At 64.1% G+C, this 14932-nt stretch carries 17 protein-coding genes; all 17 read right to left on the reverse strand.

Annotation, left to right across the window (positions count from 1 at the left end):
- Positions 1–47: 47 nt before the first annotated feature.
- The 17 genes from JFN90_RS13755 to flhA all read right to left on the reverse strand — a co-directional run bounded on the left by JFN90_RS13755 (position 48) and on the right by flhA (position 14885).
- Positions 48–821, reverse strand: a complete 774-nt coding sequence (locus JFN90_RS13755) for an OmpA family protein (RefSeq protein WP_199395694.1) — start codon at positions 819–821, stop codon at positions 48–50.
- Positions 822–1586, reverse strand: a complete 765-nt coding sequence (locus JFN90_RS13760) for a flagellar motor protein (RefSeq protein WP_199395695.1) — start codon at positions 1584–1586, stop codon at positions 822–824. It abuts the gene before it with no gap.
- Positions 1587–1625: 39 nt separating this feature from the next.
- The gene (locus JFN90_RS13765; RefSeq protein ID WP_199395696.1) at positions 1626–1883 is read right to left on the reverse strand and encodes a flagellar FlbD family protein; all 258 of its coding nucleotides are present in this window, start codon (positions 1881–1883) and stop codon (positions 1626–1628) included.
- A gap of 157 nt (positions 1884–2040) precedes the next feature.
- A complete protein-coding gene (gene flgL, locus JFN90_RS13770; RefSeq protein ID WP_199395697.1) occupies positions 2041–2961 on the reverse strand; it encodes a flagellar hook-associated protein FlgL in 921 nt (306 codons plus the stop codon).
- An 11-nt stretch (positions 2962–2972) separates the two neighbouring features.
- Positions 2973–4418 carry a flagellar hook-associated protein FlgK gene (gene flgK / locus JFN90_RS13775; protein ID WP_199395698.1) on the reverse strand — a complete coding sequence of 482 codons (1446 nt, stop codon included), beginning with the start codon at positions 4416–4418 and terminating at the stop codon, positions 2973–2975.
- Between the two features lies 1 nt (position 4419).
- Positions 4420–4920, reverse strand: coding sequence for a flagellar protein FlgN (locus JFN90_RS13780; RefSeq protein ID WP_199395699.1), 501 nt, complete (start codon positions 4918–4920; stop codon positions 4420–4422).
- A gap of 10 nt (positions 4921–4930) precedes the next feature.
- Positions 4931–5233, reverse strand: a complete 303-nt coding sequence (gene flgM, locus JFN90_RS13785; protein WP_199395700.1) for a flagellar biosynthesis anti-sigma factor FlgM — start codon at positions 5231–5233, stop codon at positions 4931–4933.
- Positions 5223–5564: a rod-binding protein gene (locus tag JFN90_RS13790; RefSeq protein ID WP_199395701.1), complete on the reverse strand. Its 342-nt coding sequence runs from the start codon at positions 5562–5564 to the stop codon at positions 5223–5225. The genes flgM and JFN90_RS13790 overlap by 11 nt, the downstream gene beginning before the upstream one ends.
- Before the next feature lie 14 nt (positions 5565–5578).
- Positions 5579–6673: a flagellar basal body P-ring protein FlgI gene (locus JFN90_RS13795; RefSeq protein ID WP_199395702.1), complete on the reverse strand. Its 1095-nt coding sequence runs from the start codon at positions 6671–6673 to the stop codon at positions 5579–5581.
- Positions 6674–6763: 90 nt separating this feature from the next.
- Positions 6764–7432, reverse strand: a complete 669-nt coding sequence (locus JFN90_RS13800; protein ID WP_199395823.1) for a flagellar basal body L-ring protein FlgH — start codon at positions 7430–7432, stop codon at positions 6764–6766.
- 33 nt (positions 7433–7465) lie between these two features.
- On the reverse strand, positions 7466–8185 hold the full coding sequence (flgA, locus tag JFN90_RS13805; protein WP_199395703.1) for a flagellar basal body P-ring formation chaperone FlgA: 720 nt from the start codon (positions 8183–8185) through the stop codon (positions 7466–7468).
- A 6-nt stretch (positions 8186–8191) separates the two neighbouring features.
- Positions 8192–8980 carry a flagellar basal-body rod protein FlgG gene (gene flgG, locus JFN90_RS13810; protein WP_199395704.1) on the reverse strand — a complete coding sequence of 263 codons (789 nt, stop codon included), beginning with the start codon at positions 8978–8980 and terminating at the stop codon, positions 8192–8194.
- Between the two features lie 16 nt (positions 8981–8996).
- Positions 8997–9713 (reverse strand): flagellar basal-body rod protein FlgF, encoded by a 717-nt coding sequence (flgF, locus tag JFN90_RS13815; RefSeq protein ID WP_199395705.1) that lies wholly within the window; start codon positions 9711–9713, stop codon positions 8997–8999.
- 8 nt (positions 9714–9721) lie between these two features.
- Positions 9722–10474: a FliA/WhiG family RNA polymerase sigma factor gene (locus JFN90_RS13820; protein WP_199395706.1), complete on the reverse strand. Its 753-nt coding sequence runs from the start codon at positions 10472–10474 to the stop codon at positions 9722–9724.
- Positions 10458–11372, reverse strand: coding sequence for a MinD/ParA family protein (locus JFN90_RS13825; protein ID WP_199395707.1), 915 nt, complete (start codon positions 11370–11372; stop codon positions 10458–10460). The genes JFN90_RS13820 and JFN90_RS13825 overlap by 17 nt, the downstream gene beginning before the upstream one ends.
- Complete coding sequence (flhF, locus tag JFN90_RS13830; RefSeq protein WP_199395708.1) at positions 11372–12814, reverse strand: flagellar biosynthesis protein FlhF; 1443 nt, start codon at positions 12812–12814, stop codon at positions 11372–11374. The genes JFN90_RS13825 and flhF overlap by 1 nt, the downstream gene beginning before the upstream one ends.
- Positions 12804–14885 carry a flagellar biosynthesis protein FlhA gene (gene flhA / locus JFN90_RS13835; protein ID WP_199395709.1) on the reverse strand — a complete coding sequence of 694 codons (2082 nt, stop codon included), beginning with the start codon at positions 14883–14885 and terminating at the stop codon, positions 12804–12806. Before flhA ends, flhF begins: the two co-directional genes overlap by 11 nt.
- Positions 14886–14932: the final 47 nt, after the last annotated feature.

Raw genomic sequence — 14932 nt, forward strand, 5'->3', positions numbered from 1 at the left:
CACCTGGCGGAGCCAGTCCCCTCTGGACCGTCGGGCGCGCGCCGAGACTACGGCTCGTTGCGCTCGCTTTGTTCGGAGAGAAGGACGATGTCGACGCGGCGGTTCTGGGCGCGCCCTTCTTCGTCGCTGTTGTCGGCTACCGGGCGGTACTCGCCGTAACCGGCGGCGGAGATTCGGGCGGGATCGAAATCTTCTTGCTTGGTGAGGTACTGCAGCACGTTGGTGGCACGCGTAGTGGAAAGCTCCCAGTTGGACGGGAAAGCGGCGGAACTGATGGGGACGTTGTCAGTGTGCCCCTCGACCCGCACCGAGTTGGAATAGGTAGCCAGGGAGGCGACCACGTCATTTAACAGGGCCATGGAACTCTGCTTCAGCGTGGCGCTGCCGCTGTCGAAGAAACCGGCTTCCTTGAGACTCACTACCAGGCCGCGCTGGGTCACCGACACGGAGACCTTGTTCTGTGCCCCCGCCTTCATCAGATACGCCTCGATGGAGGCCTTGGAGGCCCGAAAGTCCTGTTCGCTGCCGCGGGTCCTGGTGCTGCTCGTGCGTTTGGGGGCCTGGGTGATCTTGTGAATGGAGGGAATGACGCTCATGGAACCGGCGTCGATGACGGTCGGCTTTTGTCCGGCGGAGGTGGTGCTGTAGCCGAAGGACTCGCGCATGGAGGCGAGCACTTCCTCGGCCTTCTTCTTGTCGGTCTGGCTCATGGCGTAGAGCGTCACGAACACGGCGAACAGCAGCGTGATGAAGTCGGCGTAGGATACCAGCCACCGCTCGTGGTTTGGTTCCTTCTCGTGCTGGGCCTTTCTCTTAGCCATTTACTTCCCCTTCTTCTCTCCACCGTCATGCAGGTAGGCCCTGAGCTTCTGCTCGATGAAGTGGGGGTTCTCGCCGTTCTGGATGGCGATCAGCCCCTCGATGACCATCTCCTTCTGCAACAGCTCCTCCTTGAGGCGGATCTTCAGCTTGGTGCCGAAGGGGATGCAGAAGATGTTGGCGGTCATCAGACCGTAGATGGTGGCCACGAAGGCGACCGCGATGCCGCCCCCGAGTTTGGAGGGGTCGGAAAGGTTGCTCATGACGTGGATCAAGCCGAGCACGGCGCCGATGATACCGATGGTGGGGGCGAAACCGCCGGCCGACTCGAAGACCTCGGCGCTGTGCTTGCCGTGCGACTCGAAGGAACCAAGCTCGATCTCCATGGTCTCCCTGAGCTTCTGCGGGTCGATGCCGTCGACGACCAGCGAGATCCCCTTCTTGGTGAAGGAATCCTTGACCGTCTGCGCTTCCTGCTCCAGGGAGATCAGGCCGTTTCTGCGCGCCTTGGCCGCGTAGTTGATGATGTTCTTGATCACCGCCTCGGGGTCTTCCTTCGGGGGCATGAAGACCTTCTTCAGGTCCTTCACCGCGGCCATCAGGATCGGCAGCGGGAAGCTGACGATGGTCGCCGCGGCGGTGCCCCCGAGAACGATCATGGCCGCCGTCGGCTGTATCAGCGCCGACATGTGCAGCCCCTCCAGGGCCGCGCCGCCAAAGACGGCGAAGAGCCCCAGAACGATTCCGATTATGGTCGATAAATCCATATATTATCCTGGATCATGCCAACGCTCGTCTGCGAGCGGTTAGATCCTGCAGTTGGGGTGGTAGTTTTCCGCATCCCTTTTGCGCAGGTAACGCCGGGCCACGCTCGAGGAGACGTGCCGGAACACGTGCGCCTTGAAGTTGACGATACGGCTGATCACCACCCGCGCCGGCTCCAGCACCAGGTATCGGTTGCCGTTGGAAAGGGTGATGTGCGTGTCCGGGGTCTCCGTGATGAGCTCAATCAGGTCCGGGTTCAGGTACATCTCGGTGCCGTCTCGTGTTGTCACCTTGATCATGGTGTCCCCCTGGGGAATGCGGCAGTTACTTTGTTTTTCGGATGCAGCACCGAAAGCTTTAGCGCTATCACCGCCTTTCGTCAAAAAAGAAACTGAAAAGGCCGTGCGAGCCTGGCCAGCTCACACGGCCCTTGGTGGCGCGGGGTACGCGACGGCACTACTTCATGTAGTCCAAAAGCGAGAGTTGGCTCAGCTTCGAGGTAGCCGAAAGCGCCGCGTTGAAGGCGGTGGTCTGCTGGGAGAGCATTACGCCGGCCTTGGCGTAGTCGACGTTTTGGATGTTGCCGAAGACCGTCTTCAAGGTGTTCTGGTTGTTGGTGATCATGCTCTTCATGTTGTCCAGGCGCACCAGCCGGCCTGCGACGTCGCTCTGGGCCACGGTGATCTGGTCCGCGCCCGCCTTGACGTTCTTGACCCCGTCCAGGATGCCGGCGCTGTCCTTGTTTTTGATGGCAAGGATCAGGGCATCGATGGAGCCGAGGATGTTGACCGGCCCCTGCCCTGCGGTGGCACCGCTCCCCACTGCCGCCGGCGTTTTGCCGCCGTTTAGGAGATCGGCGCCCGATACCGTGGTGCCCACGGTGCTGTTGGGGGCGATCTCGACCTGCGGGATGTCGGTGGTGCCGCTGAAGACGCCGGTGGAGCTGAAGGGCTGGCTGGTGGAGAAGCCGCCGAAGACGTACTGGTCGCCCAGGCGGGTGTTGCCCATGTCGACCAGCTGGCTCTTCAACTGGGTCAGGTTGGTCACCGCACTGGCAGTGCCGGCGGCGTCCAGGGTCCCGGCCACCATGTCGCCGGCGATCTTCTTCACCTGCTGCATCAGGTCGGCCATGCTGGTGAGCGACGTGTTGGTCACGTTCAGAAGCGTCTCCGCCTTGGTGATGTTGGAGCTGTACTGGTCCCCCGAGGCGATCTGCTCCTGCAGGTCCAGAAGCTGCCTGGTGGAAAGGGGGTCGTCGCTGGGGCGGTTGATGTTGTTGCCCGAGGCGATCTGTTCCTGGAGTTGGTCGATCGCGGTGCGCCCCTGCTGCAGGTTGTAGATGGCGTTGTCGGCGCTCATGCCGGGGGTAATTCTCATGATGACGTCTCCTATCGGACCATGTTCAGGATGGTGTCCAGCATGTCGCTCCCCGCGTTGACCACCTTGGCGGAGCCCTGGAAGGCGCGCTGGTACTTGGTCAGGTTGAGCAGCTCCTCGTCCAGGGAGACCTCGGAGTTGGAGGACCTGAGCGCGTTCAGCTGCTTCACGAATGCCGCGTTCTGGGCAGTAACATTCTGGGTCCCCTCGGTGTCGACGCCGACCTGGGAAACCACGGAGTTGTAGAAGTTGCCCAGGGTGGCGCTCCCGGTGCTGAAGGCGAAGCTGGTGCTGCCGAGGTTGGCGAGCTTGACCGCGTTGACGTTGTTGCCGCTGCTGGTCGGTATCGGGTCGCTGGCGGTGGGAAGCCCTGCCGCGATCTTCACCGCCGAGATCCCGGAATCGAGCGCGATGCTCCCCGCGGTGACGCCGGCCGGGTCGAAGAAGTTGTTGCCGGTGGTGCCGTCGAGGGCGTACCCCGCCTTGTGCACCGTGTTCACCTGGGTCGCCACCTGGTTGGCCATCTCGTCCAGCAGGGCGCGGTACTTCGGTACGATGCTGTCGCGCACCTCCATGGTGCCGCCGAGCTTGCCCCCGATGGTGGCGCCGGCGCCGACGGTCCCCACCAGAGTGTCGGTGCCGGGGGCGTTGGCCGGGGGCGGGTTGCCCAGCCCCGAGAGCATGATGTCGTTGGTGGCCGGCGAGCCGGTCGCGTTGGTGTAGAGCGTCGCGTACTTGGTGCTGGCTACCAGCTGCCCGCTGCCGGCCAAGGTGACCGAGGCGGTGTTGTCGCTGGCTATGGTGTAGCTGATGCCGGTCTGCTCCGAAAGCTTCCTGAGCAGGAGGTCGCGCTGGTCCAAAAGTTCGTTGGGGCTCCCCCCGACCGCGCTGGTGGCCCTGATCTGCTGGTTCACCTGGGCCAGGTTCCTCGCGTTGTCGGTCACCTCGGCGGTGATGCCGACCAGGTTGCTGTCTGCGGTCGAGGCGACCGAGGTGAGCGTGGAGTCGGCCTGGTGGAAGCTGTCCACCGTGATCTGGGCCCGGGTCAGCACGGCCTGCCGCTCGGCGGCGCCGGAAGGATTGACGGAGAGGTCCTGGAAGGCGCCGAAAAGGTTGGCTACCGCGGTCCCCAGCCCGTCCGAGGTGAGCGAGTTGAAGGTGGGCTCGATCTGCTCCAGCGCCGACTGCTGCGCCAGCCCCTCCTGATAGCTGCTGTTGGCGTTCACCAGTTGCAGCTGCAGCATGTTGTCGTAGCTGCGCTGCACCGCCGCGATCTGCACGCCGGTCCCCAGGGCGAAGCCGTTGGCGGTCCCCACCGGTTTGTTCTCCATGATCACACGCTGGCGGGAATATCCCTCGGTATTGACGTTGGAGATGTTCTCGCCGGTCACCTCGATGGCCAGGCGCTGCGCCGTGATCCCCGAGGAGGCTATGTCGAAGAGGGTGTTGATGCCCATGCTAGATCTCCTTACTGACGAAGCCGCTGGCGCCGCGCCCGGCGTTGACGAAAGCGCCGGCACCACCGTAGGTCTGCCCGGGGTTGAAAAGACGGTTGAAGAAGTTGACCGAGCGCCCCACCACGTTCAGGGAGTCCTCGACCAGCCTCCGGTGCAGGGCGAGGGCGCCCTGCAGCGCGCGGGCGTTGCCGGTGACCGACTGCTGCGCCTCCTTGAGGGCCTCTTTTTCCGGCGCGGCGAGCCGCTCGATGATGGGCGACAGGGTACTGTTGCCCGGCATGCCGAGGTCGGCGCCGATGCTGGCGATCATCTGCCGGCACTGCCCGGAGAGCCGTTCCAGCCGCTCCATCCCCGCCGCGATCTCCTGCTGGTTTTGCTCCAGCCGGGCCATGTCCAGGGAGGTCATGCATTCCTGCTCTTCCTGCAAAAGCGCCTGCAGCTGGTCCAGGAGCACCCCCTTCTCGCACAGCGCCGCTATCAGTTCCACCACGTTACGATCCATCTATTCCCCCTTAACGCGACTTGTACGCGTCCATCATCTTTTGTGCCAGAGCCGAGGCCTCGACGCGGTAAGCGCCGCTTTGCAGGTTCTGTTTCGCCAGCGCCACCCGGTCCGTCCTCACGTCGGGCATCGCCGCCACCTCGGCCTTGAGCTTTTGCAGCTCCTTTGCCTGGGATGAGATCTCCACCCGGTCAAAGGGGATCACCCGCCCCGCGGGACGGCTTCCCTGCACGGCCTGCGTCTGCTGCGTATCGTTCCGGACCTGCTGCGATCGGTTCAGATCGACTACGTAGGCTGAACCTTCAATCCGCATTCCGCACCCCCTTAGCCGGAGCCGGCGCGCCGTACGTCCGCGCGAGCTCCCTCTCTATGGTCTGTGCCAGTCCTATGCCGCCTCCCTGCACCGCGGCATTGGCGTACTCCTGGTCCAGCAGGGAGCGGAAGGTCTCTTCGCCTTTCCCCCCGCCGGTCAGGGTGTCCTTGCCCACCGTGTCCCGCATCGACTTCAACATCATGGAGACGAACATCGCCTCGAACTCGCGGGCCACCTTCTTGATCTGCTCCGGGTTCTGCTCCCGTGCACTCTTTTGCGCCCGCAGATCGGTGACCGGCAGCGCGTTATCCGGTATCGGCTTCACTTCCATGGCCGCTCCTTCCCCTACATCACGTTCAGCTCGGCGTTGAGCGCGCCGGCGGCCTTGATGGCCTGCATGATGCCGAGGAGGTCCCTAGGGGTGACCCCGAGGGTGTTGAGCCCGCGTACCACCTCACCCAGGTTGGCCCCCTCACGCACCAGCGAGAGGTTGACCTTCTCCTCGGAGATCTTCAGATCGGTCCTGGGGACCACCGTGGTGGTGCCGGTCTTGGCGAAGGGGGCGGGCTGGGAGACCTTTGGGGTCTCCTTGACCACCACGGTCAGGTTGCCGTGGGACACCGCCACCGTGGAGATGCGCACGTTCTCGCCCATGACGATGGTGCCGGTGCGCTCGTTCATGACCACCTTGGCCATCACGTCCGGGTTCACCTCGAGCCGCTCCAGGTCCGCCACGAACTCGACCACCCGGTTCTGGTACTCGCCGGGGATGCTGATCTGCACGCTGCCGGGGTCGTTCAAGGACGCTGAGCCCTGGAAGCGGCCGTTGATGGCGGCGGCGACCCGGGCGGCGGTGGTGAAGTCGGACTGGTGCAGGTTCAGCTTCAGCACCGGCCGGTTGGCCAGCACGTTGGGGATCTCGCGCTCGACCAGCGCCCCCTCGGGGACGGTGCCGGCGGTGGGATGGTTCTTCACCGCGGTGGTCGCCTGCCCGCCGTAGGAGAAAGAGTTGGTGAGGACCGGTCCCTGCGCCACGGCGTAGACCTGGTTGTCCGCGCCCTTCAAAGGAGCCATCATCAGCGTGCCGCCGGCGAGGCTCTTGGCGTCACCCATCGACGAGACCAGGACGTCGAGTTTGTTCCCCTGCTTGGCGAAGGGGGGGAGCTGGGCGGTCACCATGACCGCGGCCACGTTCTTCACCGTGATGTCAGAGCGGTTTATGGTGATGCCGAGCCGCTCCAGGGCGCCCACCAGGGACTGCACCGGGAACTTGGTCTGGTCCGAGTCACCGGAGCCGTTCAGACCGACCACCAGGCCGTAGCCGATCAACTGGTTCTCCCGCACGCCGTCGAAGGCGGCGATGTCCTTGATGCGCGCCGCCAAGGCAAACTGGGGCAGCATCAAAATCACGAGGAGTACGAGGCTGCTTTTTAAAATCATGTTAACTTTCAAGCTCTTTCACCTAACCCTTTTCGGCCGCTGTGTCGGGATATTGACAGTAAAGCGTCAATTCCGACACACGCCGCCCGCCTAGAACGGCCAGATCTTGTCCAGCGTGTTCAGGAGCCACCCCGGTTTCTGGCGGTCGGAGATGATCCCCTTGCCGGAGTAGGAGATCCTGGCGTCGGCGATGAGTGCCGAGTTGATGGTGTTGTCGGCGCTCACGTCGCGCCCGCGCACCGTCCCGGTCAAGATGATGATCTGGTCCTCGTTGTTGACCTTTACGTTGCGCCTCCCCTCGATGAGCATGTTGCCGTTGGGGATCACGTCCACCACCTTGGCGGAGATGGTCGCCTGCAGGGTCTCCTGGCGCGAGGTGGAGCCGGCGCCGTCGAACTTGGAGCCGTAGCTTGCGCTCAGCAGGTTGGCGAGGTCGGCCCAGCTCTTGATCGGGGTCTTCTCCAGCCCCAGGAGCTTCGGGATGCCGCCGCTGATGGAGGAGTCGCGCGAAGTGCCGGTGGCGGCCTTCTTGCTGGCGCTGGCGTTCTCGGAGATCACCACCGTGATGATGTCGCCGCGCCTTCTCGCCTTCATGTCCTCGGCGAGCGCCGTGGAGGAGGACTGCCAGAGCGAGCCGTTGTTGTAGTTCACCTGCGGTGCCGGGATCTGCTCGTCAAAGGTGGGGGTGACCACCTCGGCGCTTTGGTGCGCACAGGCCGAAAGCCATAACAGCGGCAGGCCCAGGGCCGCCGCCTTCACTATGGTCAAGCTGTTGCTGTTCTTGCGGTCCATCTAGAAATCCACCTTTACCGTGGCCGCGTCTACCACCCGCGCCGCGATATCTTTCTGCGAGGAGAGGTTCTGCACCGTGATCAGGTCGCCGGAGGCGCCGGACCCTTTGGCCCGCCCCGTCGCGGTGATGCGCACCACGTCGTTCTCGGCCACGATGGTCACCACCTGCCCGCTCTTGACGATGGGCACCTTCTCCAGGTTGTCCTTTCTGATCGGGGCGTTGGCTCGCAGGGTACTCTTGACCCGGAGCCCGACCGCCTCGTCGATGTTGTTGAAATAACGTCCCTGCACCTGGGCCAGGTCACGCTTGACGATGGCGAGGTCGGAGAGGGAGAGCACCTCGCCCCGTTCCAGGGTGCGTGCCGCCACCACCATCTCGGCCAGCGCCTCGACCTCGACCAGCACGGTCTGGTTCCTCTTGACCTGGTCGTCGACCCGCACCATCAGGGCCACCGAGGCCGGTCCGTAACCTTCCCAGCGCTCCGGGGCCACCACGTCGAAGGTGACCTTGCCGGCGGGGAGCTTCAGGTCCCCCTGGTAGTTGATCTTCTTCACGGTGATGTCGGCGTTCAAGGGAGCCGCCTTCTGCACCAGGTACTCCTTGATGGCCGCCTTGACCGTCGCCTCGCTCACCACGTTGACCGCGGCGGGGCCCGCCACCTGGGCGACCCCGGAGAGCGGCAGGGCGAGGAGCGCGAGAGCCAGTAAAAAAGCGCGCATCAGGAATTACCTCTTCAGTGCAGCGGCCTGCTGCAGCATGTCGTCCGAGGCCTGGATCGCCTTCGAGTTGATCTCGTAGGCGCGCTGGGAGACGATCATGCTCACCATCTCCTCCATGACGCTCACGTTGCTCTGCTCGATGTATCCCTGCTCCAGGGTGCCCAGGCCGTTCTGCCCGGCGGTGCCGGTAGTGGCGTTGCCCGAGGAATCGGTAGGGAGGAAGAGGTTCTTGCCGATGGCGTTCAACCCGGCGGGATTGGTGAAGGAGGCGAGCTGGATGGTCCCCACCGTGGTGGAGGCCGTCTGTCCCGCCTGCTGCACCGATACCGTGCCGTCGGAGCCGATGTTGATGCTGGTGGCATTACTGGGGATCACGATTTCCGGCAGAATGGGCTGGCCGTCCGAAGTGACCACCCTGCCCTGTCCGTCCTTTTTCAGCGTGCCCGCGCGGGTGTAGGCGGTGGTGCCGTCAGACTGCTGCACCTGGAGGAAGCCGTCCCCCTCGATGGCCATGTCGAGTTCGTTGCCGGTGTGCACCATGGTTCCAGTGGTGAAGATCTTGCTCACCGCGCCCGGGCGGACGCCGAGGCCGACCTGGATGCCGGTCGGGATGGTGGTGGTGTTGGTGGCCGGGGCGCCGGTGGTCTTCTCGGTCTGGTACATAAGGTCCTGGAAGTCGGCGCGGCTTTTCTTGAAGCCGGTGGTGCTGGAGTTGGCCAGGTTGTTGGCCACGACGTCTATGTTGAGCTGCTGAGCCTGCATCCCGGATGCGGCGGTCCAAAGTGCTCTGATCATTTTGTTTCTCCTGTTTTTATACTTTGCCGAGGTCGTTGGCGGCGCGGGCGTTGAGGTCGTCGTAGGTCTTGACGGCCTTGGCGCAGATCTCGAAGTAGCGGCTGGTCTCGATCAGGCGCGACATCTCCACCACCGCCTTGACGTTGGAGGTCTCCAGGTACCCCTGCTTGATGCCCGCCGTGGAGGCGGTGGTCGGGGCGTTGGGGTCGGCGGGCTGGAACAGCCCGTTGCCCAGCTTGTTCATGGCGTAGGGCTTGGCGAAGTCCGCCGTGCTGATGGTCCCCACCGCGTTGCCGTTCACGCTCACCTGCCCGTTGGAGCCGATCTCGACCTTTCCGTTGGCGGGGACCGTGATGGCGCCGCCGCTTCCCTGCACCTCGTAGCCGTCCGCGGTGACCAGCCTGCCGTTGCCGCCCAGGTGGAAGCTCCCCTGGCGGGTGTAGGCGGTCCCCTGCGGCGTGTTCACCACGAAAAAGCCGTCCCCTTCCAGGGCCACGTCGAGGCTGTTGTCGGTGCGCTGCAGCGATCCGGCGGAGAAATCGGTCGAGTACCGTTCGTTGCTGAAAATCGGCCCCTGTGTCGATTTTTTGACATTGGCCAGCACGCTCTCGAACTGGATCTGGTCCGCCTTGAACCCGGTGGTGCTGGCGTTGGCCAGGTTGTTGGAGATCACGTCCAGCCTGCGCTGCGCCGAAAGGTTGCCGGTCAAGGCCGCGTACATACCTGCGTTCATGATCCCCCCTAGGCCACGCGCTTCATCTTGCCGCGCAGCCTGACGATGGCCTGGCTGTGCAGCTGCGAGATGCGCGACTCGGTCAGATCGAGCACCGCGCCGATCTCCTTCAGGTTCAGCTCTTCGTAGTAGTAGAGCGTGATCACGATGCGTTCCTTCTCGGGGAGGGAGTCGATCGCCTCGGCGAGCCGCTCCACGGTCTGGCGCGCGATCAGCTGGCTCTGCGGGCTCTCGGTTCCCTTGTCCTCCAGGACGTCGAGAAGGCCGAAGGGAGCGCCGTCCTCGTCGTGCCAGGCGTCATCCAGGGAGACGAAGGAGAGGAGATGGATCTCCTCCAGGAGCCGGAAGTAATCCTTCAGTTCGAGCCCCATGGCGGTGGCCACCTCGTCCGAGGAGGGGTTCCTCCCCAGGCGCTGCTCGAGCTGGGAGAACTCCTTCTCCAGCTTCTTGAATTTGTCCCGGAGGCTTCTGGTCAGCCAGTCCTGGGCCCTCAGCTCATCCATGATGGTGCCCCGGATGCGCTGCTCCGCGAAGGTCTTGAACTGTACCCCGCGGCTGGGATCGAAGCGTTCCGCTGCGGAGATCAGGCCGATCACCGCGGCGCTTCTGAGGTCGTCCCGGTCGAGGTGCGGGGGGAGTGACGAGGCGATCCGGTCGACAATGAACTTAACCAGTGGGAGGTGGGTGACCACCAGCTCGTCCCTGCTCATCGGGACCCCGCGTTGCGCCTCATGCTCATACGCCTTAAGAAGACAGTTCATGGTTCCTCCACATGGTGCTAGATGCCACCGAAGCTGCCGGGATCGCCCCTGCGCCGGCCGGCTGCTCCGCATTGATTTTCTGTGCCAAAATTTTGAATCCCGTCGACGCCTTTGCTTCCGGGAAGAGGCGGCATAAAGCCCCGCGGCGCCTCACACTTTCCACCAGGAGTTCGTCATGCAGGATGGTTCCCGCGTGGTCAAACTGTACCTGCAAAAACCGGCCCGTAATCGCGGCCAATTTTGAAAAGAGTGTTTCCCCCTCCTGGTTGTCGCGGCACATGTTGATCAGGAGCCGGAACCGGAAGGAACTGTCGCGGCCGGAAAGCACCTTGATCAGGCCATAGGCGTCGGTGATGGAAGTCGGCTCGGGGGTCACCACCAGCATGATCTCCTTGGCGAGTGCGGCGAAGCCGGTCAGGTTGGCTGCCATCCCGGAGCCGGTGTCGATCAGGAAGCAGTCGTAATCGTTTTGCAGCCGGAGCATCGCCTGCAAGAGGGCGCTGCGCTCCCAGGGGGAAAGGGCGCTGTACTGCTGCATCTCCATCCCCGCCGGCAGGACGCTCACGCCCCCGCCGAGCTCCACCACCGTGTCCTGCAGGGCGATGTCGCCGGAGAGGACCTGCCCCATGCGGAAGGGCGCGTCCTTGCCCAGGCGCAGGCAGATGTCGCCTATACCGGGGTTGGAGTCGATGATCAGGACCCGCTGCCCTTTGGCCGCTAGCGAAGTGGCCAGGTTCACCACCACCGAGGTCTTACCGACCCCGCCCTTGCCGCTGGTGACCGAGATCACCCTGAGCCCCTCGCGCACCTGGAGCTGGTCCGGTACTTCCACTTTGGCACGCCCCGCCAGTCTCCTGAGCGATTCGGCCTGATCTGTTGCTGGGCAAGACATTGTCATCAGTTAGACTCCTGCACCACCATGGCGGCGAGCTTTCTGGAGGTCGCCACCTCGATGTCCTCGGGCACCTTCTGCCCGGTGCTGAAATAAGAGAGAGGGATCTTGTGCTTCAAACAGGTGTCGACGATGCAGCCGAAGGTTCGGCTTTCATCGAGCTTGGTGAAAAGGAGCTTGGTCAACGGCAGGGTGCCGAAGGTGGCGATGATCTCGTCGATCTCGCGGCTCCTGGTGGTGGCCGACAGGCAGAGGTAGACGTCGATGCCGGTCTGGGTCTCCAGGTACCCCTTCAATTCGTCGAGCCGGTCGGCGTCCTTCGGGCTTCTCCCCGCGGTGTCGATGAGGATCAGGTCCTTGTCGGAATGGCGGGCGAGCGCCTTGGAGAGTTCCTGCGAGTTGCCCGCCACTTCCAGCGGCAGGTCCATGATCTTGGCGTAGGTCTTCAACTGCTCGACCGCGCCGACCCTGAAGTTGTCCATGGTGACCATGGCAACGGAAACGCGACGGTTGAGCGCGTACATGGCGGCAATCTTGGCGATGGTGGTGGTCTTGCCGACGCCGGTCGGTCCGACCACGGCCACGATGCGCGGGCCGCTCTTCTTGATGCGCAAGGAGCCTGAGCACTTCACCATCCCGGCCAGGTTCTCGCCCATCAGCGAGCGGAGCTCGTCCAGCGCCACTCCACCCTCCGCGGCGGCACGGACCGACTCGGTCAGGGTCTGCACCGCCTGGGGTCCGACGTCCTGCCCGCTGAGTTCCTCGGCGAGCTGCTGCAGCAGCCGCTCCTCGTCGCTGGCCCGGGGGGCCTCCTGGACCAGTTTCACGGCAGGCGCGGCGGTTTCCCGCTGCTCGACCGGGAAAGGGAAGGCCACGGGTTCGGGCCGCGCGGCCTTGACCGTGGTCTGCTCGAGCGCCTGTCCCGCCAGCTGGAAGGTGACCGGCGCGGGGCCTTTACCCGAACCTTTCTCCAGGCTCTTCTCCTTGCCGCCGGAGACCGCGTTGTAGAGGAGCTGCTTGATCTCTTCGAGATCCTCCTTGCCGAAGGTCCTGGCAGCGGCCGGGGTCTCGGGCTGGGGCTCCTGGGGCTGGGGCGCGGCCTGCTGGGCGGCCTGCTGCGACTCCTTCCTGGTGAGCGCCTCGATGCGCTGTTTCAACTCGCGCACCTCGCGCGCCAGGGGACCCAGCATGGAGTTCTGGAACTCCTCGCGGGTGGAGAGCTCGCGCTCCGGGACCGGCGGCGGCTCCTCCCGGTATGGGTTCGGGCGCTGCTGCGGCCGGGGTTCCAGGGCCGCGGTCACTTCGTAGTAGGGTTTGGAGAAGAAGCCGAGGATACCCTTCTTGCACTCCTTCTTGGAGGAGAGGATCATCGCGTCCAGACCCATCTCGGCCTTGACCATCCTGAGAGCTTCCGACATCTCGCCTGCTTGGAATGTTTTAACTAGCATTGATCACCACCACACCTAAGGATTGGATTTTTATGTTGGGCGGGATCTCGTTGTGCGAGATGACCGCCAGGTTGGGCATGAACCGTTCGGTGAGCTTCTTCACGTGACGACGGATGGAGGGGGAAGCCATCAGGACCGGCAGCGCGCCGATGGCGTCGAACTGCTCGGCGTTCCTGCGGATCGCCGCCAGCACGCGCTGCGCCACGTGCGGGTCGATGGCCAGGTAGCTTCCCTGCTCCGAAAGCTGGACCGAGTCGATGATGGCCTCCTCGATCTCGTGGTCCAGGGTGAGCACGCAGAGGGTGTCGTCCTCGCGCTTGTACTGCTCCACGATGTAGCGCCCGAGGCTCTGCCGCACGAACTCGGTGAGCATCTCCGGGTCCTTGGTCACCCCGCCGTAGTCGGCCAGGGTTTCCAGGATGGAGCGCAGGTCGCGGATGGAGACATTTTCCTTCAGGAGGTTCTTCACCACCCGCAGCACGGAACCCAGGGAAAGGAGCGACGGTACCAGCTCCTCGACCACCTTGGGGAGGGTAGCGGCGATGCTGTCCAGAAGCTGCTGCAGTTCCTGGCGCCCCACCAGCTCGTGGGCGTGCTTCTTGATGGTCTCGGAGATGTGGGTGGCCAGGATGGTGGTGTTGTCCACCACGGTGTAGCCGGAAACCTGCGCCTTCTCCCGCTCCTTCCCCTTGATCCAGACTGCGGGGAGGCCGAAGACCGGCTCGGTGGTCTTGATCCCTTCCAGCGCCCCGACCGCGCCGCCGGAATCCATGGCCAGGTACTGGCCGGAGAGTTCGCCGCCCCCCACCTTGGCGCCGTTGATCAGGATGTTGTACTCGTAGGGTTTCAACTGCAGGTTGTCGTGGATGTGGATGGGCGGGACGATGAAGCCCATGCGGTCCGCCACCTGCTTCCTGATGGAGCGGATCCGGTCCAGAAGCTCCCCCTGCTGGCTCGCGTCCACCATGGGGACCAGGCCGTAGCCCACTTCCAGCTCCAGCATGTCCAGCGGACGGATGCTGCTGATCTGGTCGCTCTCCTCGGCGCCGCCGGCCGAGGTTTCCACCACGTCCTCGATCTCGGCCTTCTTCTCCACCGCCATCTTGCTCACCATGTAGGACACGCCGGAGAGGAGGAAGAAGGCGAAGTGCGGCAGGCCGGGGATCATGGCGAACAGGAACAGGACGCCCGAGGCGACCTGGAAGGCCTTCGGGTAGTTCAAAAGCTGGCCGGCGATCTCGTGGCCGAAGTTGTTCTCGTCAGCGGAGCGGGTCACGATGATACCGGCCGCGGTGGAGATGATCAGCGCCGGGATCTGGGCCACCAGCCCCTCGCCGATGGTGAGCAGGGTGTAGTTCTGCAACGCCTGGTCCAGCGGCATCCCCTTCTGCCAGACGCCGATGACGAAGCCGCCGACGATGTTCACCAGGACGATCATGATGCCGGCGACGGCGTCCCCGCGCACGAACTTGGAGGCACCGTCCATGGAACCGTAGAAGTCCGCCTCGCGCGAGATCTTCTTGCGGCGGAGCTTCGCTTCCTTGTCGGTCAGGATACCGTTGGAGAGGTCGGCGTCGATGGCCATCTGCTTGCCGGGCATGGCGTCCAGGGTGAAGCGGGCGGCCACCTCGGCCACGCGCCCGGCGCCCTTGGTGATGACCACGAAGTTGATGATGACCAGGATCAGGAAGATGACGGCGCCGACCACGTAGTTGCCGCCGACCACGAACTGCCCGAAGGCCTTGATGACGCCGCCGGCCGCCTCCACCCCCTCGCTGCCGTGCATCAGGATGAGCCGCGTCGAGGCGATGTTGAGGGCCAGTCGGAATAGCGTGGTGACCAGAAGGATCGAAGGGAACACGGAGAAATCGAGCGGCTGCACCGTGTAGAGGCAGACCAGGAGGATGACGAGCGCCACGGTGATGTTGGTCGCCAGGAAAACGTCGAGCATGAACGCAGGCAGGGGGACCACCATGAGAGCCAGTACGCCGATCAGGGCGATGGCCATGTAGATGTCCGAGTTGCTCTTGGGGCCCGGGAGCGCCAGGGCGTCCGTCGAGGGGTTTGCCATGCGTCAGTTTCCTTTGTTCTGCCTGGGGTTTTCTCTGCAGGGGGACA

This window comes from Geomonas propionica, assembly GCF_016458235.1.
Taxonomy (GTDB): Bacteria; Desulfobacterota; Desulfuromonadia; order Geobacterales; family Geobacteraceae; genus Geomonas; species Geomonas propionica.

Coding starts and splice junctions, on each gene's coding strand:
- JFN90_RS13755 (WP_199395694.1), bottom strand. CDS start 821: ATGGCTAAGAGAAAGGCCCAGCACGAGAAGGAACCAAACCACGAGCGG.
- JFN90_RS13760 (WP_199395695.1), bottom strand. CDS start 1,586: ATGGATTTATCGACCATAATCGGAATCGTTCTGGGGCTCTTCGCCGTC.
- JFN90_RS13765 (WP_199395696.1), bottom strand. CDS start 1,883: ATGATCAAGGTGACAACACGAGACGGCACCGAGATGTACCTGAACCCG.
- flgL (WP_199395697.1), bottom strand. CDS start 2,961: ATGAGAATTACCCCCGGCATGAGCGCCGACAACGCCATCTACAACCTG.
- flgK (WP_199395698.1), bottom strand. CDS start 4,418: ATGGGCATCAACACCCTCTTCGACATAGCCTCCTCGGGGATCACGGCG.
- JFN90_RS13780 (WP_199395699.1), bottom strand. CDS start 4,920: ATGGATCGTAACGTGGTGGAACTGATAGCGGCGCTGTGCGAGAAGGGG.
- flgM (WP_199395700.1), bottom strand. CDS start 5,233: ATGCGGATTGAAGGTTCAGCCTACGTAGTCGATCTGAACCGATCGCAG.
- JFN90_RS13790 (WP_199395701.1), bottom strand. CDS start 5,564: ATGGAAGTGAAGCCGATACCGGATAACGCGCTGCCGGTCACCGATCTG.
- JFN90_RS13795 (WP_199395702.1), bottom strand. CDS start 6,673: ATGATTTTAAAAAGCAGCCTCGTACTCCTCGTGATTTTGATGCTGCCC.
- flgA (WP_199395703.1), bottom strand. CDS start 8,185: ATGCGCGCTTTTTTACTGGCTCTCGCGCTCCTCGCCCTGCCGCTCTCC.
- flgG (WP_199395704.1), bottom strand. CDS start 8,980: ATGATCAGAGCACTTTGGACCGCCGCATCCGGGATGCAGGCTCAGCAG.
- flgF (WP_199395705.1), bottom strand. CDS start 9,713: ATGAACGCAGGTATGTACGCGGCCTTGACCGGCAACCTTTCGGCGCAG.
- JFN90_RS13820 (WP_199395706.1), bottom strand. CDS start 10,474: ATGAACTGTCTTCTTAAGGCGTATGAGCATGAGGCGCAACGCGGGGTC.
- JFN90_RS13825 (WP_199395707.1), bottom strand. CDS start 11,372: ATGACAATGTCTTGCCCAGCAACAGATCAGGCCGAATCGCTCAGGAGA.
- flhF (WP_199395708.1), bottom strand. CDS start 12,814: ATGCTAGTTAAAACATTCCAAGCAGGCGAGATGTCGGAAGCTCTCAGG.
- flhA (WP_199395709.1), bottom strand. CDS start 14,885: ATGGCAAACCCCTCGACGGACGCCCTGGCGCTCCCGGGCCCCAAGAGC.